This window comes from Rhodococcus sp. T7 (assembly GCF_009872365.1).
Lineage (GTDB): Bacteria > Actinomycetota > Actinomycetes > Mycobacteriales > Mycobacteriaceae > Rhodococcus_F.
In genome coordinates, this window is record NZ_WXYH01000389.1 from 323,072 (window position 1) to 345,004 (window position 21,933).

General features: G+C 66.5%; 22 protein-coding genes and 3 pseudogenes. 8 read left to right on the forward strand and 17 right to left on the reverse strand.

Annotated elements, in window-relative coordinates:
* Positions 1-55: 55 nt before the first annotated feature.
* The 12 genes and pseudogenes from MLGJGCBP_RS45545 to MLGJGCBP_RS54540 form a co-directional block, all read right to left on the reverse strand.
* On the reverse strand, positions 56-247 hold the full coding sequence (locus tag MLGJGCBP_RS45545; RefSeq protein ID WP_160098447.1) for a hypothetical protein: 192 nt from the start codon (positions 245-247) through the stop codon (positions 56-58).
* Entirely contained in the window at positions 244-804 is a 561-nt protein-coding gene (locus MLGJGCBP_RS45550; protein ID WP_160098445.1) for a DnaB-like helicase N-terminal domain-containing protein, read from the reverse strand. The genes MLGJGCBP_RS45545 and MLGJGCBP_RS45550 overlap by 4 nt, the downstream gene beginning before the upstream one ends.
* A gap of 76 nt (positions 805-880) precedes the next feature.
* Positions 881-1,141 (reverse strand): glutaredoxin-like protein NrdH, encoded by a 261-nt coding sequence (gene nrdH, locus MLGJGCBP_RS45555; RefSeq protein ID WP_160098443.1) that lies wholly within the window; start codon positions 1,139-1,141, stop codon positions 881-883.
* Between the two features lie 617 nt (positions 1,142-1,758).
* Complete coding sequence (locus MLGJGCBP_RS45560; RefSeq protein ID WP_160098441.1) at positions 1,759-3,327, reverse strand: ParB/RepB/Spo0J family partition protein; 1,569 nt, start codon at positions 3,325-3,327, stop codon at positions 1,759-1,761.
* Between the two features lie 89 nt (positions 3,328-3,416).
* On the reverse strand, positions 3,417-3,854 hold the full coding sequence (locus tag MLGJGCBP_RS45565) for a hypothetical protein (protein ID WP_160098439.1): 438 nt from the start codon (positions 3,852-3,854) through the stop codon (positions 3,417-3,419).
* 34 nt (positions 3,855-3,888) lie between these two features.
* Positions 3,889-4,110 (reverse strand): hypothetical protein, encoded by a 222-nt coding sequence (locus MLGJGCBP_RS45570; RefSeq protein WP_160098437.1) that lies wholly within the window; start codon positions 4,108-4,110, stop codon positions 3,889-3,891.
* A gap of 311 nt (positions 4,111-4,421) precedes the next feature.
* A pseudogene (locus MLGJGCBP_RS45575) lies at positions 4,422-5,637 on the reverse strand (IS110 family transposase).
* A gap of 602 nt (positions 5,638-6,239) precedes the next feature.
* On the reverse strand, positions 6,240-7,328 hold the full coding sequence (locus MLGJGCBP_RS45580; protein ID WP_201453178.1) for a HEAT repeat domain-containing protein: 1,089 nt from the start codon (positions 7,326-7,328) through the stop codon (positions 6,240-6,242).
* A gap of 65 nt (positions 7,329-7,393) precedes the next feature.
* Complete coding sequence (locus MLGJGCBP_RS45585) at positions 7,394-8,155, reverse strand: hypothetical protein (protein WP_160098433.1); 762 nt, start codon at positions 8,153-8,155, stop codon at positions 7,394-7,396.
* A 6-nt stretch (positions 8,156-8,161) separates the two neighbouring features.
* The gene (locus MLGJGCBP_RS45590; RefSeq protein ID WP_236581313.1) at positions 8,162-9,262 is read right to left on the reverse strand and encodes a hypothetical protein; all 1,101 of its coding nucleotides are present in this window, start codon (positions 9,260-9,262) and stop codon (positions 8,162-8,164) included.
* Between the two features lie 523 nt (positions 9,263-9,785).
* Entirely contained in the window at positions 9,786-10,940 is a 1,155-nt protein-coding gene (locus tag MLGJGCBP_RS52650) for a CopG family transcriptional regulator (protein ID WP_442972120.1), read from the reverse strand.
* An 81-nt stretch (positions 10,941-11,021) separates the two neighbouring features.
* A pseudogene (locus MLGJGCBP_RS54540) lies at positions 11,022-11,216 on the reverse strand (zinc-ribbon domain-containing protein); the annotation flags it as partial.
* Between the two features lie 328 nt (positions 11,217-11,544).
* Between MLGJGCBP_RS54540 and MLGJGCBP_RS45600 the strand changes: the two are divergent.
* Entirely contained in the window at positions 11,545-12,060 is a 516-nt protein-coding gene (locus MLGJGCBP_RS45600) for a hypothetical protein (RefSeq protein ID WP_160098427.1), read from the forward strand.
* Positions 12,061-12,301: 241 nt separating this feature from the next.
* On the opposite strand, the gene MLGJGCBP_RS45605 is transcribed toward MLGJGCBP_RS45600, so the two are convergent.
* Positions 12,302-13,063, reverse strand: a complete 762-nt coding sequence (locus tag MLGJGCBP_RS45605; RefSeq protein ID WP_160098425.1) for a hypothetical protein — start codon at positions 13,061-13,063, stop codon at positions 12,302-12,304.
* 472 nt (positions 13,064-13,535) lie between these two features.
* On the opposite strand from MLGJGCBP_RS45605, the pseudogene MLGJGCBP_RS45610 reads away from it, so the two are divergent.
* From MLGJGCBP_RS45610 to MLGJGCBP_RS45625, 5 genes and pseudogenes are all read left to right on the forward strand, one after another.
* A pseudogene (locus MLGJGCBP_RS45610) lies at positions 13,536-13,826 on the forward strand (WS/DGAT domain-containing protein); the annotation flags it as partial.
* Between the two features lie 41 nt (positions 13,827-13,867).
* The gene (locus tag MLGJGCBP_RS45615) at positions 13,868-14,068 is read left to right on the forward strand and encodes a hypothetical protein (RefSeq protein ID WP_160098421.1); all 201 of its coding nucleotides are present in this window, start codon (positions 13,868-13,870) and stop codon (positions 14,066-14,068) included.
* A gap of 45 nt (positions 14,069-14,113) precedes the next feature.
* Positions 14,114-14,257, forward strand: a complete 144-nt coding sequence (locus MLGJGCBP_RS45620; RefSeq protein ID WP_160098419.1) for a hypothetical protein — start codon at positions 14,114-14,116, stop codon at positions 14,255-14,257.
* A complete protein-coding gene (locus MLGJGCBP_RS53390; RefSeq protein ID WP_268960770.1) occupies positions 14,254-14,385 on the forward strand; it encodes a hypothetical protein in 132 nt (43 codons plus the stop codon). The genes MLGJGCBP_RS45620 and MLGJGCBP_RS53390 overlap by 4 nt, the downstream gene beginning before the upstream one ends.
* Before the next feature lie 55 nt (positions 14,386-14,440).
* Entirely contained in the window at positions 14,441-14,782 is a 342-nt protein-coding gene (locus MLGJGCBP_RS45625) for a hypothetical protein (protein WP_160098417.1), read from the forward strand.
* A 554-nt stretch (positions 14,783-15,336) separates the two neighbouring features.
* Here MLGJGCBP_RS45625 and MLGJGCBP_RS45630 read toward each other — a convergent pair.
* A complete protein-coding gene (locus tag MLGJGCBP_RS45630) occupies positions 15,337-16,218 on the reverse strand; it encodes a hypothetical protein (RefSeq protein ID WP_236581312.1) in 882 nt (293 codons plus the stop codon).
* A 602-nt stretch (positions 16,219-16,820) separates the two neighbouring features.
* On the opposite strand from MLGJGCBP_RS45630, the gene MLGJGCBP_RS45635 reads away from it, so the two are divergent.
* Positions 16,821-17,339 carry a hypothetical protein gene (locus MLGJGCBP_RS45635; RefSeq protein ID WP_160098413.1) on the forward strand — a complete coding sequence of 173 codons (519 nt, stop codon included), beginning with the start codon at positions 16,821-16,823 and terminating at the stop codon, positions 17,337-17,339.
* A gap of 535 nt (positions 17,340-17,874) precedes the next feature.
* Positions 17,875-18,180: a hypothetical protein gene (locus MLGJGCBP_RS45640; protein WP_160098411.1), complete on the forward strand. Its 306-nt coding sequence runs from the start codon at positions 17,875-17,877 to the stop codon at positions 18,178-18,180.
* A gap of 220 nt (positions 18,181-18,400) precedes the next feature.
* Here MLGJGCBP_RS45640 and MLGJGCBP_RS45645 read toward each other — a convergent pair whose 3' ends face one another.
* Genes MLGJGCBP_RS45645 through MLGJGCBP_RS45655 form a run of 3 tightly spaced genes read right to left on the reverse strand, consistent with a single transcriptional unit; the run spans position 18,401 to position 21,802 of the window.
* Positions 18,401-20,401 (reverse strand): serine/threonine-protein kinase, encoded by a 2,001-nt coding sequence (locus tag MLGJGCBP_RS45645; RefSeq protein WP_160098409.1) that lies wholly within the window; start codon positions 20,399-20,401, stop codon positions 18,401-18,403.
* Between the two features lie 7 nt (positions 20,402-20,408).
* A complete protein-coding gene (locus MLGJGCBP_RS45650; protein WP_160098407.1) occupies positions 20,409-21,323 on the reverse strand; it encodes a hypothetical protein in 915 nt (304 codons plus the stop codon).
* Positions 21,320-21,802 carry a hypothetical protein gene (locus tag MLGJGCBP_RS45655; RefSeq protein ID WP_201453370.1) on the reverse strand — a complete coding sequence of 161 codons (483 nt, stop codon included), beginning with the start codon at positions 21,800-21,802 and terminating at the stop codon, positions 21,320-21,322. Before MLGJGCBP_RS45655 ends, MLGJGCBP_RS45650 begins: the two co-directional genes overlap by 4 nt.
* Positions 21,803-21,933: the final 131 nt, after the last annotated feature.

Genomic DNA, 21,933 nt, shown 5'->3' on the forward strand with positions numbered 1-21,933 from the left:
TGATGCATCTACTTGGAGCTTGGGTGTCCTGCGGGCGTCGCGGCCGACGCTGTCGTCAGAAAAGGCCTATCTGATTGCGGGCCGCGTTGACGTCGGTGCGGTGCCGGTAGGCGGCGGCGAAAGCCCGCGCCGCGGATTCGGTGCAGCCGATCTCATGCCCGACCTGCATCCAGCTGAGCCCATCTTCGTGGAGTTGCCAGGCGTCGCGTTCGTCGTCGGTGGCCGGTGGGGTGGTGTGGATGGTCACTGGCCTGCTCCTCGGAGGTTGTCGAGACGTTCGGTGGCGGCGCGCTGTCGGCGGCCGAGGACGCACATGTGTTCGTAAAGTTGATCTTCCGGTAGCTGGTCCGCGGCCTGGGCGAGGGATCGTGCGGCGGCGCGGAAGCTTCGGCGGTAAGCCTGGCTGACGACGGTGCGGGTGTAGTGGTCGAGGGCGATGTGGTCGGCGCCTCGGGTGGTGATGTTCGCCAGGTAGCGCGATCGCTCGGCGCCGTGATGGCCGGCGAGGTTGCCGGTGCGTTCGAGTTCGGCGGCGACCATCGTGGCGTCGTGCGGAACTCCGGAATTCACGAGCCGAGCGATCACGGTGAACAGTTCGCGGTGGATGGGCCGTTCGAAATCCGTGACGGCGAGGGCGGCGACAGTCCTGGCTGCGGCGTCCGCCGGCGCCCACAGCAGCGCGCACAGACACAGGACCTCGACATCGGCATGGGCGTCGAGACCCAGGTCGGAGGCCTCGATCGGGTCTTCAGGTGTGTCGTCGGTGGCCCCAGTGACGGGCACCAACTCGAGTGCTGCGGCCATGTCGGTCAGCCCTTCGTATCGACGGAACAGATGGTGTGAAATCTGCGGAGGTCGAGCCACCATGCACTCCGTGTTTTCACCGGACTATTTGTTGCATCGGCTGCAATACTTCCCAGTTGGCGAGCGCCGCGATGCGGTCGGGGCGAAAACCGGACCAGTGTTGGTCGCCGGCCACGACGACGGGCGCTTGGAGGTAGCCGAGTCCCATCACACGGTCGCGGGCGGAGGGGTTCTCGGTGAGGTCGACGATCGAATAGTCGATCCCCTCTTTGTCGAGGGCGCGGTAGGTGGCATTGCACTGAACGCAGTCCGGTTTGGTGTATACGGTGACCGTCACAATTCCCCCCCTCCGTCGAATTTCCTATTGTGTCTATTTTATCGAAAAATTGCGCCATTTCCAAGCCCTTCCCAGTTATTCGAAGAGAAATTTACAGGCCATTAATAGATGATTGATACGCCATTCTTTCGCGATATGACGGCACACGATCAACCCCGATGAGCAGACCACTATAACGGTCCCACCTGCCCATATCTTCGCCCTCCCTTGCACTGGCGAAGGTTCTGGCGCGTCGCCGGAGCGTCAAGGTGAGCGGGGAAAGTTTTCCGCGAAATAAAGGAGTGAACGACCGCGTGGAAAAGTTTCCGAGGAGCGGCCTTGATGCGGAGGCGTGGCGATAGAAAACTGAAAGAGAAAAGGGAAAAGGTGCCCGGATTGTTTTTCTTTTCGCTTCTCGGCGCTTTTTCTTTTTATCGGGGCACCTGCCGTTGGTGCGCCGGGTCCACGGGCCGGCCGCGGTGGCGAGTGGTCCGCCTTCGGCCGCAGCCCGCGCCGCGTGTGCGCTGGTGGGGTGGGGCTGGGTCGTCGGCGCGGGGTGCGGCCGACCGCGTGTTCGCGGTAACCCGGCTGGCCCCCTGGCCGGGGCGAGGTGGGTCCCTCGCCCCGGCCGGGGTTGGTCAGTCGATCTCGACGTGGTCGGGGGTGCGCTGTCCTGCGATGACTTCCTCGACCGGGGTCAGGGTGTGACCGTGCTCGGTCAGGAAGGTCAGGTAGCGGTCGGCGCTTCGGGGACGCGAGCGCCACGCGTCGTTGACCATCCGGGCCTCCAGTGCGGCGGCGACCAGCGCGAGGGTGATCACCTGGGCGCGATTATCGGTAGCGGTGTCGAGCAGTTTGAGCACGCCGCTGCCGATGTTGAAGTCGGTGAAGCCGAGCAGCTCGGAAACCAGGGTGCTGGCGTTGTACTCGGAGAGCAGTCCGGAGTCCGCGGCGAGGGTTGCCGCGATGAATGCGGCGGTGCCCTTCGGGGCGGTCTTGCGTGCCAGCAGTGTGGTGCGCAGGAAGTCGCGGCGGACGGTGGTCGCGGCAGAGGCCTGCTTGTTCAGCTCCCGCACCTGGCGGCGTTCCTTACGCTGGCGTTCCTTGGACTCGGCTTCCCTCCGCAGGGCTGCGGCAGCGTCGTCCTCGGTGCCTTCACCCTCGGTGGCGCGGGCGGCTGCGAGTACCGGTGAGAGCGCCACTGCGGCACCGTCGAGGTCGAGGCACACGTACTCCGGCGTCCAGACCTGGCGGGTTTGCACCGTGTTCGCGTGCCGGTGCCCCTCGTACGGGGTGGCGTCGGGGTGGTTCTCGGTGGACCAGTCCACCTCCTCGCCGTCGACTTCCTCGCCGCTCTCGGTGTCGAAGTAGCGTTCGTCCTTGCTCAGCCACACCGCCCACCGGGCCGGGTCGGTCTCGGTGTGGGCGGTGGTGACCTCGCTGCCGTCGTCGGCGACTAGGTCGGCGAGCAGGACATCTGTTCCGTACTGGGGTTCTTCGGCGAGGATCGTGTATCCCCTGTCGAGGTAGGGCTGGGCGGCGGCGGCGCGTTCGGCCTTCTCCGCGCGGTCGTCGAGCAGCCGTTGCGCGATGTAACGGAATTGGTACCGGCCAGCGGTCATCAGCTTTTCGACGGCCTCGGTGTCACCTTCCGCTTCGAACCGGGCCACGATTTCGGCTTGCTCGAGATCGAGTTGACCGGAATCGAGGGCGGTGCGCGCCGTGGCCGACGTGCCGACGGCGGCGGCGGCCTTGACCTGGGCACGAGGCAGGTGCACCGCTTTGGAAATCTTGGTCACCGATGCGCCCAGGTCGAGCATCTGAGCGATACCGGCGGCGCGCTGCCCGTCGGTCAGGTCGTTGCGGTGATCGTTCGCGACGATCTGCTGGGTGATCCTCTGGATGCCGCGTTCGGTGTCGCTGGTGGCGGTGTCCGCGGTGACCAGGGCGGGGAGGCTGGTCAGACCGGCATCGCGGGCGGCGAGGGTGCGGCACTGGCCGTCGCGTACGCGGATGGTGCCGTCTGCGTAGCGGACGGCCTTGATCGCTTGGAGGACGCCGTGTTCGCGGATCGATTCGGTGAGTTCGGCGAGCTTGACCGGGTCGACGGTGTCGCGGGTGTTGGGTTCGATCTCGGCCTCGACCGGGTTCAGGTAAACCAGTTCCGCGTGTGCGGCGGTGGCGGTTGTGGTGGTGTTTGCGGTCATGGTGTTCTCTCTCCTAGGGTGAGAGGAGAACACCGGGCAGGTATCAGCTGTCCGGTGTTTCCCTTTTTCTCAGTGGGTCTTTGGTGGTGTCAGGCGGTTCGGAGCATCCGCGCCTGGGGGGCCGCGAACAGGTCGGCGTTGATCTGCGCGACCAGCTCGCGCGCGACCAGCTCGAGGATCGGTCGCGGGTCGGTTTCCCATCCGGCGAGGATGACGGCCCGTCCCCGGATCGGGGTGTCGGTGCCGCACCCGTAGCGGGCGACGATCGCGCGGGCCGCATGGTTTTCGGGTTGGCGTGGGTCGAAGCGGTGGTTGGCTCCGGCGAGCAGGCAGGCCACACCGGGGCGTCCGTTGCCGCCGATCGGGAAGGCGGCGAGGCGGTAGTCGCGGACGGCGTCCAGGGCCGCGCCGCGCCCGTCCGCGATCCGGCGGCTGGTCCAGAAGTCGTCCACGCGCATGTCGGTGACCTGCAAGGTGCCGTCGGTTTCGACGGTGATGCCGGTGATGGTGTCGGTGCTGCGGGTCATATCGGGTTCTCCTTCGGTGATCAGGTGGTTGGGGTCAGGCGGTGAGGCCGAAATCGGCCGGGTTCACCGGCCGGTGTGCGGCGAGGATGCGCGGGTCGTCCGGGTCGAGGTCGAAGACCATGCCGAGAAGGACGGTGCGGGTACCGGCGTCGAGGTCGTCGAACCCCAGATCACCAGGGATAGCGACTTCGGCGTAGATCACGCGCGCGACGTCGAACGGGTCGAAGACGGAATCGAGAATGATGGTGTTGGTCAACGGAAGACTCCCGTGCTCGGGACCAGGCACCTGCGGCCCCTGATCGTTCTTTTTGCCCTGCTGGCAAGGGAGAGTCGGATCGGCGGTATCAGGACGGGGTGCAACCCCTGGGCCGGGAAAGTTTCTCCTGGGAGCGCAGCGAGTACGGGTGGAGAAAGTTTCTCGGAGCCTTGTGCCGGCGCTCGCGCCGCCAGGGGTTGTTCCCCGGCCGCCGTCGATCAGAATCGCCAAGGCCAGCAGGTCAAAAGAACGATGTTCTTTCTCCTGGGCGGAGCGCAGCGGAGCTGTAGACATCCCAGGGCCGTAAGTCGTCAAGCAGCCTGGGTGGAACGGCGGTGGTCCCAGGCAATGTGTTCGTCGTAGCGGGTGCGGTGGCGGAGGCAGCCGTGGAGGATGCCGACGAGGCGGTTGCCGAGGGCGCGGAGGGCTTGGTGGTGCAGGTCGCCGGCGTCGCGTCGCTGGTCGTAGAATTCGCGGACACCGGAGCTGGACGAGAGTGCGCAGAACGCCCATTGGTCAATGGCGTCGTAGAGGCGTCGGTTGCGGACGTGGCGGGCGAGCACGGCGCGTTTCTTGCCGGACGCGATCGTCAGCGGCGAGGTGCCGGCGTAGTTTCTGCGAGACTTGGCGGTGGTGTAGCGATCGGGGTCGTCCGAAGAATTCACCGAGCACCCGGGCGCCGAGCACAACACCAAGTCCTGGCAGGGAGCGGTAGATGTCGGCGTCCGGGTGTGCCTCAAAATGGTCGGCGAGGGTGGTCTCGAGTTCGGTGATCTGCCGGTTCAACTCGACGATGAGGGCGACTGCGGCGCTGGTGGTGGCGGCGAACGCGGCGACGACCGGCGCCGGCGCGGTCAGGTGCTGGGCCCGCAGTCCGGCCTGGATTTCGCGGGCCCGACTGTCGAGGTTGCGTTGCCGACCAGCCTTTTTGAGGGCGGAGCGGATCGCCGGCAGGGTCAGGTGCGCGGCCTCGGCGGGAGTCGAGGCGCGACCGAGTACGGCCAGGGTGTCGCGGTCGTGTAGGTCGTCGAACACCTCCAGCGCGGCCGGGTAGTACTCGCGCAGCGCCGAGCGCAGCGCGTTGGTCTGCCGGGTGCGGGACCAGATCAGGTTCTGGTGTCCGCGGGCGAGGACCTTGACCGCCTCCACGTCCGGGCTGTCTCCGGCGATCGGGCGGTGATTATGCCGGTCCGTGCGCACCAGGTCCGCGAGCAGCTTGGCGTCACCGGCATCGGACTTCGCCCCGGAGACGTGGTGGCGGTCGCGGTAGCGGGCGACCGCGAGCGGGTTGATCGCGTACACCCGATAGCAGGCGGCCGTCAGCGCCTGCACCCACAGGCCGCGGTCGGTTTCGATCCCGACCACGACCTGACTTGGGTCTTCGGCGTGGCAGGCTACCAGTTCGTGTAGCTGCCGGATGCCGGCCAGTCCTTCCGGGAGCCGCCGAGATGCCAGCCGTCGCCCGGTCTCGTCCATCAGATGTACGTCGTGATGTTGTTCGGCCCAGTCGTCGCCGATGAAGATCATTGATCACCGTCCCTTCCTTCGGTTGTCGCTCAACCTATTTCGAGCCTAAGGACACCCTGCGTCGACCTAATGGATCAGTGCTCGAAGCCCGGCACGACATCCCATCAGCGCTACAGGTGACCTCACCAACCGGCCGGGGCACGCTCTACAGTTAGGAATCGACCCTCACTCCCGGGTCTCGCGGTGCTCACCGGCCGGCGGCTCGGTGATCAGCTTCCCCCGCCCGATCCGTTATCTGTCGAAGGCTCGCTGATCGACTCCCATTAGGGTCTCGAGACTCGTGGCCAAATCTCATCTGGGATGGCCACTCAGTGGCCAGTTGGCCAATTGGGTGAGATTGCATTCGACGTGTGGCGTGGTTGGTCTCGAATCCGGCGATGGAATCTCACGGCGAGTGGCGGGCCGGTGGCGGATCCGCCATGGTGGTGAGACTCGCCCACTTCGACGTGATCCAGATCGTTCGGGGGGGCGTCTACCCAGCCGGGACGCGTGCAGCATCTGGCTGAATCGGGTAGTCGATTACTCGTGTTGGGACTGTTGGCCTGCCGATGCGGGACGCAGATCAAACTGGTTGCGAAAATGTGGTGACACGAGCGGACACGTCAAGGCACGATCACTGGCTCGGCGGAGCGTACGCCCACGCGCTTTGCGGAGGAGACACTGACCTCAAGGTTGGCGCCCTTCGAGGTGATCTTTCCCGCGACGTTAGTCGGAGCGGTGCCCGGTCGGTCGACGTCGGTCATCGCGAATGAGAACGCGGGACCGATCTGCTCGGCGGTCCCCGTATACACCGGCTCTCCGTCGGTGCGCACCACGTCGATGCGTGCCGAGTCGCCGAACGGTCTGGTGAACACCAGGTACTGAGGCGAGTTTGCGACGCGCGGGCCGAACCACCGACTGAGTATGGCAGCGACCCAGGGCCTCTCGAAGAAGTGGTCAAGTGCGGTGATAGAGCGGCCGAGCTCGCGGTTGACGAAGACGGTCCATTCCGCGCGTCCACATGTGAGCTCGTAGCTCTGGTCGCTGAATTCGATGCCGTACCTCGATCCGCTCAATGCTGCACGGTCCTTCGTGGTTTCCGCGGCAGACTTCATGCGTAGGGTGGGTGTGATCATGTGGTCGTCTTTGCCCGACTGCCGCTGGGCGCCTTTGACTTCGGGCAGGAACGGGCCATCCAGGCCGTCGCGGTAGGCGATGAGTGCACGGGCGAGTGTCAGCTGACGGCGGACGGCCGCGTGATGTGGTTCCTCCATGTTGTCGAATTGCCCCAGTACGGACGGTCCAGCACACATGCCCAACCCGACCAGCGCAACCTGTTGTATCCGAGGATCGCGGTCATTGATCAGCGAAGTGAGCACACGCTCCGCCTCGGGTGTGGCGAGGCGACCGAGCTCATTGGCGGCGTTGACACGCTCGGCAATCGACGCGCTAGGTTCGCCAACGATACGGTCGAGGATCGGCACCGAAAGCTCTGGTGGAACAGAAGATGCCAATACCTGGATCGCGCGATGCGGGTTCACTGGCTCGTCGAACGCGCGGCTGCGGGTGATGATGGCGACGAGCTTGTCCACCTCCACGGGTGAGATGAGACCAACGACCGGGGGGCGCTCGTCGCAACGAGGAGCCAAGAGTTCGCGGAGGTTCGGTGTGAGGCGGTCTAAGGGGTCGTGGTTTTTCTCGATGGCCATCATCGCTCCTCAGCGGGATCGGCGAACCAACCGGGCACGGAGTGTATGGCGGGTCGTGAACTCGCGCATCAGAACACACCAACCTTACTGACGCTGCAGTGTGAGCGCATTCGCTCTCCTTGCCTGGCGGTGATGTCCGTGCTGGTGTTGAAGCTCGATTTGTTCATCATGTTGGTGGCTGGCCCCGAGTGCTCGAGACCGAGGTAGTGGCCGACCTCGTGGCCGAGGAGTATCCCGGTGATACGACGAGGAAGAGAGAGTTCGAGGACCGCGCCGGTCCACTCGAACTTTTCGTTCTTGTCGCACGGCCCCCGGACGGCCGAACGGCCCGCAGTGTCGCCAGCCCAGGTCTGCACCAGGAATAGGTCGATGCCTCCGTCTGGACCTGAAAAGTCGGCGGTGAGCCAGCCAGCAAACGTTCGGCTGTAAATGTCGATATACGCTGGGTTAGCCTCGGCCAGGGGGATACGCATCCATTTGATGCGCCGGATCCCCAGATCGACCTGGGCGTACAGGTCACGGGCGACTTGGAGAGCGTATTGGGCCGTGGTGACTTCGTCGCGGCTGACTACGCCGGAGAAGTCGTTTTCGTGCCCGACGAGAAACACTACGAGATCGGTTGCGTCGCCAGAGATCGTCTGGAGGTGACGTTTCAGCGACCGCGTCGTCGGTTGGCCGGTGCCGGGAAGCGTGTCGTCGGCGTCCAGCGTGCCGAACAAGGAGCCGTCTGTGTCGCGGAATATGTACCCGTACACGTCGGTGTTGACAGAAAGGTTGCCGGTCCTACCGAGGGCGGTTTCGGCAATTTCGCGCACGCTAAGAGTTGCCATCGTCACCTACTGCTGTGTCAGGAGCACGGGGATGAGCCCTGTGCCGCGCGATAACGACGCCAGGGCCTTGCCGACTATTGCACCGATCGCAGAGGGCGGGTCATCGACGCGCATCGCGTGGCCCATGGTCGTTGATGTGGTGAGCAGATCGCCGGGGACGATGGCGCCGTGGACCGCGTCAGCCATGCAGTACACCCGGCCGACGAGTGCCACTGGTACACGGTGCTCGCCAGGACGAGAACCGAGCCGAAGCGCCGGCTGCAAGTCACCTGCGCCGGAGGCCACACCGATGACCCGGCGGTCGAGCGCCTTGCTGGCAGGGGCGACCTCGTCGGGACCGACCGCCACCAGTACAGAGCCAGGTTCGACCGGAACCGTTGAATTCAACTCTTCAGCCAGGTCGGCTCCCATCAGCCGAATGTCACCGTTGTTTCCATCGAGATGGATGCGGTCGACCTCAGCGTCATCGGTGACAAAGATGTTTCCACCCTTCCCTGCTACGCCGATGCGAAGACTGGCGTCTTTGCTATCCATGTCGAGCACGGGCCGCCCGGACTCGTCGCGGACCCAAAGGTCTCCTGCATTCCCGGTAACACCAACGGTCAACAGGGCGCTTTCGCCTCGCATACTGATCGTGTTGGCGCCGGAACTGCCGCGGACGAAGATGTCGCCGTCGTTTCCGTTTGTGCCGACCGTCAGCGTTGCCTCGAATCCGTTCACAACGTGAACGTCCCTCCCAGACACGTCACGGACACGGATGTCCCCCCCATTTCCCGATCTGCCGACAAGGACTGTAGCGTCGCGGCCAGAAAGCCCTATCGCCTGGCCACCGTTGCCGTCCAAGAGCAGAACCGCCCCGGGTGCCTCGTCTGCGCCGACGGTCAGGAATACATTGCGGCCACCGAACAATTCGAAGAATCGCAACTGGAAGAGTTCGGCGACGGTACCAGCGATCTCCCTACGGATTATGAGGTTGCCGTCCTGGTCAAACCTGCCGATCTCATTCCCGGCGCCATCCTTGAGGATGAGCTTGTGGTCCTCGATAATGACGTCTTCCCTGAAGCTAGCCATCCCATCCTCCCCGCTCCGATGGATGTGCTCAACCACTCCAAGCATGTACTTCCCGCTGTTTCACCGCAAGATCAGGTTTGGGCGTGGCCAGGGTTTATTCGGAGGTGGTGCTCGCCGATGGCGGCGTGTCCGGTGCGGGTGTCGACCAGCGCCTTGACGAGGGGTGGACAGCGGTTCGGGCGGCACGACGGACTGGCGACCGGTACAGGTGGCCCCCGTCCGGTCCGGTGGTGACGTGGCCGGTGGTCAGGCGCGAGAGTGTCCGTTCGCCGTTCCCATCGCCAGGCTTGGCCCACCGGGCGTAGCCGTCGGCGGAAGAAATGCCAGGGAATTGAGACAGAACGTGGTGGCCATACCGTGAGGTAGACGATAAACGCGCAGGTCGCAGCGTCTCGAAATGCCACCGGCCGCGACATCCTACAGGAGCTCGATTCGGGGGACACCGCAGGTGGCCTGGTAACCGCCACAGGCGGATACATCGCAACGCAACCCGGCTCCCACACACTAACCAGCAGCCGTGGTCGATCAGTTCGTGTGGGTGAAGAGGTCGTCCGGTCGATCAGTCCGGCTGCGTGCGGCGCCGCGCCTGGCGACGGGCGTGGCGGGCCATAAGATGCGCTCTGTTCTTCTCGCCGCGGAAGATCTCACGGTTCACAGCCTGCTCGATCATTCCCGGGGCCTCGAGCACACGCTGCGCGGCCAGACGCATCAACTCGGCGCGGTCGGACCCCACCTGTGCGGCCAAGGCGTCGAGCCTGTCCCGCAGCGGGGCGTCGAAGTGCACATTCACCCTGGCGGAAAAGATTTCGGGCCGAAGATCGCGCACCGGTGCAATGTTCTCCAGGTCTGCGGAGAGGTCACCCGGCTTCTCGAGCAGGCGCCGAAGAGCAACCCGAAGAAGCGCGGTGCCCAGCTTGTCCCCATGTCGGCCGGCGAGGCGCCAGATCTGTTGCCTGCTGGACGGGTTGACCATGACCTCGACCTTGTCGGACAGTCCGGTCCGCTCCGCCTCGCGGAGCATCGGATGTTTGTAGCGGCCGGGGGTTTCCAGGAATCGGTGCAGGGCAATCCGCATGAGTGCGCTGACCGTGGTGTCGTACTCGGCGGCCAGCGCCGTGAACTTCTGCGCGGTGTCCGGTTCCAGCTTGAGCGTGAGCATGACCAGCGGAATCGCCCGCCGGACTGCCGAGAGTCGCCGCAACTCCCCGGTCGCGGAGAAGCGTTGTCGCTCGCAGAATTGCACGCGCCGCTCGATATCGTCCGGTAGGGCTCTGTCGAGGATGTCGAAGCCGAGCTTCTTCAGCGCCCATCCGACCCCGGCAGTGTGCCGGCCGGGAAGGTTCGTGGAACGAAATTGCCTGGCATCGTCCGGCACGGCCGAGTGCATCTCCTCACGACAGTCCTGCGGCAGCGCATCGAGGATGCGCAGCATGCACGCGCCGAGCACGGTAGATGTCGGACAGCTCAGAGTGGGACGATGCTCGACAGTCTGAATTGCGACGTACACGCTGACCATCCGCACGAAATATGCCTCGACCAGGGGGAAGATCTCGTCCCACCATTCGACTGTGTCGGCCGCCGTGCCGCAGAACAGGTCGTAGAGGGGGCTGTCGTCGAGGATGCGGACCGCGGCCGCAGCCGAATCGTCGAGCGCGTCGAGGATCAGGCGGGTGTGCTCTTTGACCTCGCACTTGTCGCACGGGTGGGCGAGCACACGAAAGGTGGTTTCGCTGGGCCGAAGTCTGCGGTGACCGCAACTGTGCACGATGCAGCCAGGGGCGATGCAGTACAGGCAGGCGTTGGGGTTCCCCTTCTTCCACGTCGCGTGCGATCGCCGTTGCAGCGGTGTATCGCGCCACTCGTGACCGACGGGGCATCGCCACCACAGCATCTCCTGGGACGAGTTCGGGATCGAATCGAGATCGACCCCGACATTGCGGTTCGGATGTAGTTGGCGAAACAACTCTGGGTGCTCATCTTTGAAACGCACACGCCCCCCTCAAGGCTCACCATCGGTAATCAGCCCCTCTGTTCTATCAAGGCCTCATGCGCCACCGTCCGAGACGCTCGCGCACATCCGAAGGTGGGAGCACTTCGCCGTATCGCGGCGGGCGTGGACGGGTGTCCTTCACCACGTCATTCCGGAGACGATCATCGGTCGGCGACGATCACCGGCCCCGCCGGCCATCGATTCAGGATTGTGGATCACCCGTAGCCGAGGCCGATGTTTATCCACAGGAGCATCACCAGGCTGGTTTGAACGCTGGACGCCCGCGTGATTCAGTTGCCGTCACCGAACTTCGAGAGGCAGGTGAGCGATGCATGCGTTCGCGGACGAGTCACGTCGCGGTGACTACCTTGTCTGCGCGGCGACGATCGCTCCCGCCGATCTGGCCGAGGCCCGTAAGGCACTCAAGGCGTTGCGTGCCCCGAGGGCTGCACGGATCCACATGTCACACGACAGTCGCAGAGCGCACGAAATCATCCGTGGGGTCGTTGCGCTCGATGTGCAGGCGCACCTGTATGTCGCGCGGCTGCACGGCCGCCCGGAGCGCCGTGCCCGCGACGAGGCCCTTGCTGCGATGGTCTCCGACCTCGACACGATGGGTGTCCGTCAGCTCTGGCTCGAATCCTGCGATCAGGATCGACAGGACCGGCACGTCATCCGGGCGGCGCTGATGGCCTCGAGTGGACCGGGGTTCCCCTTCCGGCACGCGGTACCGACGAGCGAGCCGATGCTCTGGGTTCCTGACGTAATCGCCTGGGCGTGGGGGAAGGGTGGACATCACCGAAAGGCCGTGGCCGACATCATTGAAGTGCATACCCTGCCCTAGATACGCAAAACCCGGGCGACTCACCGTCCGGAGAGCTCCCGGGTCCACTTCCCACGAACGCTATGCCGTGGGCACGTCCAGTATCGGGTCGCGGACACTTCCGCGTCAAGCGACGACCGCGGCGGCGTTGTCACCTAGCCGCCGATCGCGACCGCACTGGCGCACCCCAACCGGTCCAGAGGGACGAACGGCGCGCATCGGTCCTCCTCGGGATCGGGGCGGACGATGCCGCGTCGGTCCGCTACTCGTCCGATGCTGGCGGCGGGGACGCGGCCCGGAGCTGCTCGAGCGTCAGTGACACCACGGTCCTGCGGACCACGCCGAGCCCTGACCGGGCCACGGGGAGCGCCTCGAAGGCAGTCGACATGCCCAGCGCCCACGGCGCCGACTCGACCGGGGTCAGCCCACACCGCCCGAAATGGTCCGCCAGCCGGCCGATGGCACTGTCGAGCGCGGTGATCTGCGCCGAGCCCGCGTCAGGCTCTGAATCGACGCCGGTGTCGGGATCGGGGTCGGGGTCGAGGACCGGGTAGGGCCACATCAGCACCATCCCGGTGGGCAGCATCCGATGAATCGTCTCAGCCACCAGCCACAGACCCAGATCGTGGCCCCGCAGCGGTTCGGTGACGAACGCGATATTCGGGATCAGGACCGCCTCGGTGACGACGGTCATAGTCTCGAACTGTTCCTCGACCTGCTCGGCGAGTTGATTGCCGTCGAACAACCCGGCCAGCATCTCACGATCACCATCGAACTGGTCCAGGCACAACGCGATCGGATCCTCGGTCCCGAGACGGATCACCATGAAGTCGAGTGAACCGGCGACAACGTCGTCGGCGTCGTCGATGTCCACCGTCATCACCAGTTCGGCGAACCAGTCCAGGCACGCGTCGAGGTCGCTGTGGCCCACACTCCGAAACCGCACCCGCGGCGCAAACAGCTCGACCGTGCCCTGGCCCTCTTCTTCGGCCAGGTCCGCCAACGCGGCCAACGACAGTGACACCAGAAGACCCCCTTCATCGGGCGTACCGAGTCCGAACCCTGCCACTAGCGCGCATCACCGAGCCGTGGCACCGAGCCGCGCCCACGGAGCCCCACCGCGACCGGGTGCCGCGTACGGCGGCAACTGCTTGACGTCTGGAGTCTATTCTCCGATCACCTCCTCACGGACCGCCAAAGCCACGCGCCAAATATGCTGGTAAAAGCACCTTTCCGAAGCGCCGATAATCAACCTTATGTCAACTAGTAAGTTGGTTATTCGCATGACCTGCGAATACGACCACCTGCGGTATGGCGCTGTCCTCAAGCCATGATTGCCAATGCTGAAAGGTTCGTCGCTGCTGGCAGCGTGGGCACTTCCGCAACGCGTCGCTAACTGTATCCCGAACTCTTCCTCAGAACGCCTTGACCTGTGGCTTCATGATTCCCCGCCGCTTCGGCCGGTGTGCTGTCGGTTCGACATTCAGAACAGTCCCATCGAGATGCTCCTCGGCCGGCGCGGCCCGATGCGGCCCCCGTTCAACGTGGTGATCTCCAACGTCGCCGGACCCAAAACACCGTTGTACTGGAACGGCGCCCGCCTCGACGCCCTGTTCCCGCTGTCGATCCCCACCACCGGCCAAGCCCTGAACATCACCGCCACGAGCAGCGACGACCGGATCGCGTTCGGGCTCACCGGGTGCCGTGCCGCCGTGCCGGACCTGCACCCGATGCTCGGACACCTGGCCGACGAACTCGACGCCCTCGAAACCGTCGTCGGCCTGTAAAACCCGCACCGCACCACAACTATCAGACCCCGGACCCGGAAATGACCCGCATGCGCACCCACCAGACACCCCTGACCGACGAACCGGCGACCTCGCGCATGCGGTCCGGGACGTCGATCACCCTCGGCGCCGCGGCCGCGGCGTCCGCACCCGCCTGGGCGGTGACCGGCTCCCTGCTCCTCGGCGCCCTGGCCGCGGTAGTTGCCCTGGTCTGCGTCGCCGGCGCCACCGTCATGATCTGACCAGCGCAATCCCAATCCAAGGACCCGAGAAGGGAAAACTTACTGATGCCCGCCACGACATCGACACCTGCTACCGCCCCGGCGCACATCACTGCGCGTACGGGCGCGATCAGTACCGCGGAGATCAAGGCCCGCATCGAGGCGATGTTCGCCCCCCATGAGTCCGAGCGGCCGGGGGGATCGCTGTGACTACCGCAATCGTGCGGGTGAGTGTGCTGGCCGGAGTCCTCGGCGGCGGCGCCGCTGTCCTGCAGGCACTCCTCGGGCGGCTCGGCACCCGCCGCACCCGTGGTGTCCCGTTCCACCCGAACGGCTGATCGCCCGGGCACGCGCCGGCAACACCATCACATCTGCGGTGGGTGGGGAGCAACGATGCGTCTGGATTCGGTGCCGGTGGCGCTGGCGCGCCTGAACTACCGGGTGCTGCGTGTCCCGCTGCAGGTGATCGAAGACCGCGGGATGTCCCGGATCGACGAGCAGTCGCCGACCCGGCTGGCCTTCGAGCATTTCCTGATCGACTGCGATCGGGCCGCCGCGCACCTGCTCGGTGACGAGAGGGCCGCCGCCCGCGCCGCCGCCCTGCGCAACCGCACCCTCACCGTCCGGTTCGCCATCGCCCAGCGGATCCACCGCGACCGGCTGATTCTGCTCGATCAACAACGAGCCCGGTTCCACGAACGCCGCCGCCACCGAGGTGGCCACCGGCCCACGTAGCTTTCAGCGACCACAGGTTGCGGCACATTCCCGGCCGTGCCGTGCCGGGTGCCGTCAGGCGTCCGGCTGTCCGTCGACGTCAACGGTGCGATGCTCTGAAGGACAGCTGCACCGAAGAGATGGTCCTCGATGAACTTCAGTGCCTCACCGAGTCTGTGGTTCTCGTCGGTGCGCAGATCCGCGGGGAACGTCGGCCGTGAAGAACCCCGGGGTCCGTAGCCCCAGGATGCGACGGCCGTGCACCGCGATTGCGAGATGGTCGGCATCGAGAGCGCCGAGGACGAGGCTGGTTATCACGGCATGATCATCTCAGGGTTACCCGTGCGGTGACATCCGGACTGCACCGGCGCGGTCCCATCGGTTGTGGATGCTCAATCCCCGCCACGGCAGTGTTGTGATGTGGTGCGTTCACGACATCGCGGTCCGATATCCGCGAGGCGAGTGAGCGCCGGACCGCACACCCGGCGGCGCGTACATCGGGTCCATCCGGCCGCGGCCGGGTGGACCCGTTCGAGTCCGTCGTTCGGCTCGTGCCGGCCTGACGTTTCGGTCGATCAGAGGGTGATCTGTGTCGAGGCCTGTGCGGGTTTCGCCGGGTTGCTGTTCTCCCACAGGAAGGTGTATGCGCCGGGGGTCGGTTCGTCCATGACGAACACGATCCACTCGCCTTCGATCTTGCTCGTCGAGTAAACGTTCTCGGCGATGAATCCGCCGCGATCGTCGCCGCGGCCGGACTGACCGTCCGGTCCTGTCAGCTCGAAGTCGCCGGGGTTGACATCAGAGAATCCGCCGGTCGAGCAGCGCCCGCAATTTGCGTTGATCTTGACCCAGACCTCGTGCTTGTCCTTCTCACCGGGCTGGTAGCTCGGCCAGAGGAACGCCTCGTCCAGGGTGATCTCCATGTCGGTGCCGAATGTCATCCCGACCGGGATGCCCCTCGGCTCGATGCTCTCGACGCTGTCGTGTTCGGCGAGCGGGATTCGGGTCTGATTCGCGTCGGCCTGGCCGTAAACGAGGACGACACTGTCGACGACGTCGTCGACGTCGGGTGCGTCCGACGGGCTCTTCAGGGAGGCGGACGCCGTGCCGGAGGCTTCCCCGCCGCCCGCGATCTCGGGACTGTCGAAGGACAGCTTGACCACCGCGCCATCGACCTCGAGGTAGGCCTTGTCGGTGGGGGTGTGGCTGACTCCGACCAGGTTCTTGTAGTTCAAGTCGAAATCGAGTGTCGCCGAGTCATCGTCCGAGTTCGCGGTCACCTTGTGGACGGTGATCTCGAAGCCATCGTGCCACCCGATCTTGTCGATCTCGCGCTCGAATGCCGACTGGCTATCTTCCGACGTGGGCTCGGCGGCCGAGGCCAGTGCGGGAAGGAGGAGGGCTGCGGGTACGACAGCACCGATCAGAAGAGCCGAACGAAGGGAGGTGGGCCTCATGGTGAGTCTTTCTTTGAGGGGGTGGCAGCGATCCGTGCCGATCAACGCCTACTAGCTTCTCCCGGACACGCAGTGGGAATCGTCGACCGGGGGGTGGAAGTTCCTCACCCCCATGGAATTCGTGCACCCGCTCCATGCGCATCCACGACCGACCTGGCCGACTCCTCCGGCCCGCACACCCGGCTGAGCTCGGCATGGACGAACACTCCGATCAGACACCGACTTCCACCTCAGGGCCAGCGGAGGCCCCTCCTCGGCACCGCTCCCCTGTCGAGCTCGTGCCGATCGTTCCTCCTGTCGATCTCATAGCAAGGCGGTGGATCGTCTACGAACCGCCGGATGCCCTGTGCGGTCCCGTTGACGGTGTTGCCGTACCGAAATCGGCACTACACCAATTTGTTTGGAGATCCGTCTTGTGTCGGGCGAAGGGAGTGTGTGTCAACGGGTTCGGTGCCGCCCGTGACACAACAGCGCCGGGCGTGCCGTATCGATGCCCTGAGGAGGGGTGAGGAACTTCAGACCTGCCGTGGATATCAATTCGCTTCCTTTCGCGGGAATCTTGTCGGGACAGCAAAACCGGCAAGCAACACAAGGAGTTTCACATGTCGAACATCAAGAAGCGCACCATCACGGCGATTGCCATTGCAGCCTTCGCGCTGTCTGCAGGTGCGGGAATCGCGTCCGCCGAACCGGCGGCGCCCGGCGGTGCGGGGGGCAGCGCTCCCGGTGCACCCGGTGTCGGTGCACCGGGTGTCGGCGCCCCCGGTACGGGCGGCGACGCGCAGAGCAACGCCGAGAGCGGCGACGCCAATGCTGGTGACGGTGGTGCCGGTGCCCCTGGAATTTCCTTCGGCGGTCCGACCATCGGGCTGAACAACGGCGGCGGCAACGGCAACAGCGAGGTGGGCAGCGGCGGCGACGGCGGCAACGCACGTTCCGGGGACGCCACCACGGGCCCGACCACCGGCGGCGGCGGGTTCGGCGGCTGGGGCCTCGGAGGCGACGGTGCGGGCGGCAACGGTGGAGTGGCCCCCGGAGGCGACGGCGGCACGATCAAGCAGGCACCTGCGCAGGGCGGCGGCCCCGGCCCCTGCTTCATCCCGATTCCGTTCGTCTGCTGAGCGCGATCTCCTGCCCGGAAGGGATCGCGAACTCCACAGGGCCGACCCACGCAGACACGGGCCGGCCCGGTGGGGCCACATGCGCGCAGGGACCTGCGGCGAGTCCTTCCACCCGAGAACACCGGGTTATCGAGGACATCGGGACAGTGGTGCGCTGCCCGCTCCGACTCCGTCACCGTCGATCACACCGCACGGCACGGCGACGAATCACCCCGAAGACGCTGTGTCGAAACTTCCCCTTCCGCATCGACCACTCCTGCGGCCACCACCACCGGGATCATCTTTCGTCCAAATCCTCGAGCCCGCGTCGACGCGCGCCACAGCGCGACCGGCCGGTAACAGGTGGGTGGGACGGACCAGTGCCGCTCCCCGTCGCCGCAGACCCCCTACTTCCCGACCCGCCCGGGCGCCCAATCGAAGGACTTCCTCGGGATCGGCGGTGAGCCCAGGCGCCGAAGGCCTGACCTCGGCGATATCCGAACCGATTCGAGGCGCCCTAGACCTCTCACGACCTCATCACGCAAGGAGTTTGACCATGTCGAACACTCTGAAATTCGCTGTCCCACTGATCGCCTTCACCGCAGTTGCCCTGTCCGTCGGCGGGGGAATCGCCGGCGCGGCAACCGCCGACACCGGCCCGCGGGAGAGCCACAGCTGGGAAGAGCCGCAAGAAGCTACCGCACCCGAGCCCACGGCTGCGCCGCCCGCACCGACCATCTCCGTCACCATCCCCGGTGTTTCCCTCCCCGGGATCACCGTCGGCGGTGTCGGTGTCGGCACCGACGGGATCACCTTCCCGGGCCCCACCATCGGCCTGCCCGATCCCCCGGCGATCCCGTAACCGCTCCATCCACTGTGCGACAAACTCTTTCATCCTCGGGTGGATACCGCGATCCGCGGCGACAGTCCCACTTCCCCCGTTCACCTGGCTGCGGCGAGGACCAGACGGCCGGCATCGGGCCCTCGCTCTCCGGGCAGATTCGTGGCTCGCGGCTGGCTCCACGGATGGGCTCGCCGGGGGATGGATCGGTCCCGGGCGATGCGGTCCGCGGGTACGAGCATTACCGCTGGTCGGTGGTGGTCCCCGCGGATCTGGTGTTGCGGTGGGTCCGGCGGTAACGGCGTCGACGGCCGATGCGGGCGGCGCCGATGGCGGCCGCGGCCCCGGCTCCCGCCGCGATTGCCGCACAGGCCACCACGGTGGTGGTGGTCGGTGGGCGGGCGGTGAGAATCCAGAGGGCGCCGACGATCACGGCGCCGATTACACCGGCGGTGACGGTGGCACCGATGATTCCGGTGATCCGGCCCCGGCCCCGGCGCAGCGAGCGCAGGAACGATTCGAGGTAGGCCACGGCGAACAGGGCCAGAGCGGCGAGTCCGACGGCGGCCGCGGTGGTGGTCGCCGGCTGGGTGGTGCGGACCGGGAACGTCCACGTTTCAATCACCTGGCCGGCCTGGAGCAGGGTCAGTGTTCCGGTGAGGGTTCCGGCCACGAAGTATTGTCCGCCGAGTGGGGGCAGGGTCGCGGCCGCGGCACCGCCCTGGTTGATCAGGGGTGCGGCGGCGGTGTTCTTGACCGGGATGTCGAGGACGTCGAGGGCCAGGGTCGCGGCGTCGGCGAGTCCGGCTCCCGCCACCGTCACCGGTATCGGCGCGGTCAGATCGAGGGGGACGGGCGCACCGCCGGCCGGGTCCGCGCCGGCGACGGTGACGGCGCCGATCGGGGGCACATCGATCGGGGGCGCACCGAGACCGAGCAAGGCCACCAGAACGGTGATGGCCGCGAGGGCGGCGGCGATGAGCAGCGGAATGCGGGGGGAGGGGAGCTTCACGACCGTGCGGACGTTGACGAGGTCGGCGCCGGAGACGTCGGCCAGGCGGGCGCCGCGGGCGTGGACGGTGATCGACGGGCGCACCGTCGGCGGTGGCTCGGTGGCACGCGACCCGGGAGCCGTCACGTCGGGTGAGGCGGTCGGCCCGGTGGCCGCGGTCGGTGCCGTCGGATCGGCGGTTGCAGCCGGGTCCGCCCGGTGCGATTCGGTTCCGGGAGAGCCCGTGACAGGCCGCCGGGGTGCGGCGTGGGGGCGGGTCAGCGGCAACGGGGGATGCTCGTCGCCGTCGGTCATAGTCGGGGTGTGCGGGGGGCCGAGACCGGTGGCCGAGACGATGGTGTCGGCACCCATCACCGGGATGCCCTCGGTGGTCAGCCACCCCGGACCCCACCGTCCGGTCGAGGCGCAGGCCAGCGCGATCCCGAAGGCCTCGGCGGACGGGTAGCGCAGGGTCGGGTCCGTCGCGAGTCCGCGCATCACCACGCCGGCGATCGAGTCGGGGACCGCGGGCGCGGTCTCCTGCAGCGGGGTGGGGTCATCGAAGGCATGCATGAACAGCAACGCCATCGCGTCGTCGGCTGGTGGGAACGGCAGTTCCCCGGCGAGGAGTTCGTAGAGCATGGTGGCGAGGGCGTAGACGTCGGTGGCGGGGGTGAGCTCGCCGCCGCGGGCCTGTTCCGGCGCGATGTAGGACGGGGTGCCGAGGACATCGCCCGCCTTGGTCGCCAGGGTTTCGTTGCCGCCGATGACCTTGGCGATACCGAAGTCGGTCACCTTGATCGCCCCCGACGCGGCGAACAACAGGTTCTCGGGTTTGATGTCGCGGTGCAGAATGGACCGGTTGTGGGCGGCGGTCAGCCCGGCGGCGCAGGCCAGGGCCACCGCGACGGCGGCATGCGCGTTGAATCCGGTGCGGGTGAACCGGTTCCATACGGTGCCGCCGGGGAGCAGCTCCATGACCAGCAGGCACAGGCCGTCGTGTTCGACGAAGTCGTAGACCGGCACCACGTGCGGGTGGTCGAGGGAGGCGAGCAGCCGGCCCTCGGCGGTGAACCGTCGCCGGATGCCCGGGTCGGTGGCGAAGGCGGGCGGGAGTTGTTTGATCGCGACCGGACGTCCGAGGGCGCGGTGTTGTCCGGCGAGCACGACTCCCCATCCGCCGTGGCCGAGTTCGCCGCCCACCTCGTACGCGGGGAGGGCGTCGGCAACACGATCGATGTCGGTTTCCATGTTCCGGTCAGGGGGTGGTTCGGTCGGTGAAGGGGCGGGTGTCCGGCGGCCGCACCGAGGCAGGGGTGCTCGGCGAGAACCGGTCGGTGGGATCTTCACCGATCCGCCCGATCCGCCCGGTCCGTTCGTCCTCGTCCATGACGTCTTCGTCCTCGTCCATCTCGTCGCCGAAGTCCTCGTCCACGTCTTCCGCCGTGTCCGGGGTCGGGGTGAGATAGCCGAGCACGAAGAAGCCGGCCGCGAACCCGCCGGCGAGGAGCAGCCACCGATCCAGGGTCGGCACCCACACCCGGGTCGCCGACAGGGTGAAGGCCAGCACCAGCCCGATCCCGATGCCCGGGGTGAGCATCCGCAGGCCGCGCCGCCACCGGTTCTCGTGCAGCCGGCGCCGGGCGATGCCGAGAGCGGCGTCGAGTACCGCCAGCGCGGTCAGGATTGCCAGGGCGAGCCCGAACAGCCCGTACACCGACACCAGCGAGCCGCGCACGTCGGTGACGGTGGCCGTCTCGGCGAGGACGGCACCGTCCCCGTCGATGACGGTGACCGTCCCGTTGATCAGGCCGGTGGCCTGACCGTCGAGGCCGGACGGGTCGAGTTCGAAGTCGAGGGTCTGGGTCTGTCCCGGTTCCACGGTCAGGCCGACCGCGGTGTGATACGAGAAGAAGGTCAACCCGAGGACATGACCGGACACGTCGACGGCACCGACGGTGACAAGATCTGCGGTGTTGTTGGTGAGTGTCATCTGGACGCGGGCCGGACTGTGCGGGTCGAGGCGAATCGGGTTGGTCGGGCCAGCCGAGGCAGCGTCCTGACCGTTGACGGTCACCGACATCTGAACTGGCTCGGCTGCGCCGGCGCCGGGAGCGGCGAAGACCGCTGCGCCGAGCGCCACCGCGACCGCAACGAGCCACCGGGCGATCATGACCGCTCCCCACGATCTGACTGGGGCTCCTCGAGATCCGACTGGGGCTCCTCGCGGTACGACTGGGGTGCGAGCAGGCGGCGCCGGTAGATCAGCAGGCCGATGAGGAGGAAGAAGACGATCACCACCGAGGTGGCGGTCGATCCGGTGGCCTGACTGACCAACACGATATCCAGTGGCGCGGTCAGGACCGGCCCGCATTCGGCGGACACCTCATGGCGCCCGATGTCGGCGACAACCGGGCTGACCGGGGCCTCGAATGCGCCGGCCGCATCGGCCTGTGTTTCGCCCGCCCTGACGCCCTCCACAGACAGGGCCACCCCGGCGCCCGGGGGGCATCCCGAACCCGAGGCCGTCACCAGGGCGCCCGGGGCCACCGCCGGATCACTGAGCTCGAGGCCCTGTTGCACTGGTAGTGGTTGCGCGGTACCGGGGATCAGCTCGGGAACCGCCGGTAAGGAGATCTCGGGAATCGGCACGATCGATCCAGGAACAGGGGCTACCGGTTCTGTCTCCCGCGACGGCGCGCACAACGCACTATCTCTGCATACAGTCTCCGGCGGTACGTCCAGAATCGGGTCGTCGGTGCAGATCGGGGGGCATCCCTCAG

Coding starts and splice junctions, on each gene's coding strand:
- MLGJGCBP_RS45550 (WP_160098445.1), bottom strand. CDS start 804: ATGGCCGCAGCACTCGAGTTGGTGCCCGTCACTGGGGCCACCGACGAC.
- MLGJGCBP_RS45560 (WP_160098441.1), bottom strand. CDS start 3,327: ATGACCGCAAACACCACCACAACCGCCACCGCCGCACACGCGGAACTG.
- MLGJGCBP_RS45565 (WP_160098439.1), bottom strand. CDS start 3,854: ATGACCCGCAGCACCGACACCATCACCGGCATCACCGTCGAAACCGAC.
- MLGJGCBP_RS45580 (WP_201453178.1), bottom strand. CDS start 7,328: ATGATGGCCATCGAGAAAAACCACGACCCCTTAGACCGCCTCACACCG.
- MLGJGCBP_RS45585 (WP_160098433.1), bottom strand. CDS start 8,155: ATGGCAACTCTTAGCGTGCGCGAAATTGCCGAAACCGCCCTCGGTAGG.
- MLGJGCBP_RS45600 (WP_160098427.1), top strand. CDS start 11,545: ATGCATGCGTTCGCGGACGAGTCACGTCGCGGTGACTACCTTGTCTGC.
- MLGJGCBP_RS45615 (WP_160098421.1), top strand. CDS start 13,868: ATGACCCGCATGCGCACCCACCAGACACCCCTGACCGACGAACCGGCG.
- MLGJGCBP_RS45620 (WP_160098419.1), top strand. CDS start 14,114: ATGCCCGCCACGACATCGACACCTGCTACCGCCCCGGCGCACATCACT.
- MLGJGCBP_RS45625 (WP_160098417.1), top strand. CDS start 14,441: ATGCGTCTGGATTCGGTGCCGGTGGCGCTGGCGCGCCTGAACTACCGG.
- MLGJGCBP_RS45630 (WP_236581312.1), bottom strand. CDS start 16,218: ATGAGGCCCACCTCCCTTCGTTCGGCTCTTCTGATCGGTGCTGTCGTA.
- MLGJGCBP_RS45635 (WP_160098413.1), top strand. CDS start 16,821: ATGTCGAACATCAAGAAGCGCACCATCACGGCGATTGCCATTGCAGCC.
- MLGJGCBP_RS45640 (WP_160098411.1), top strand. CDS start 17,875: ATGTCGAACACTCTGAAATTCGCTGTCCCACTGATCGCCTTCACCGCA.
- MLGJGCBP_RS45645 (WP_160098409.1), bottom strand. CDS start 20,401: ATGGAAACCGACATCGATCGTGTTGCCGACGCCCTCCCCGCGTACGAG.
- MLGJGCBP_RS45650 (WP_160098407.1), bottom strand. CDS start 21,323: ATGATCGCCCGGTGGCTCGTTGCGGTCGCGGTGGCGCTCGGCGCAGCG.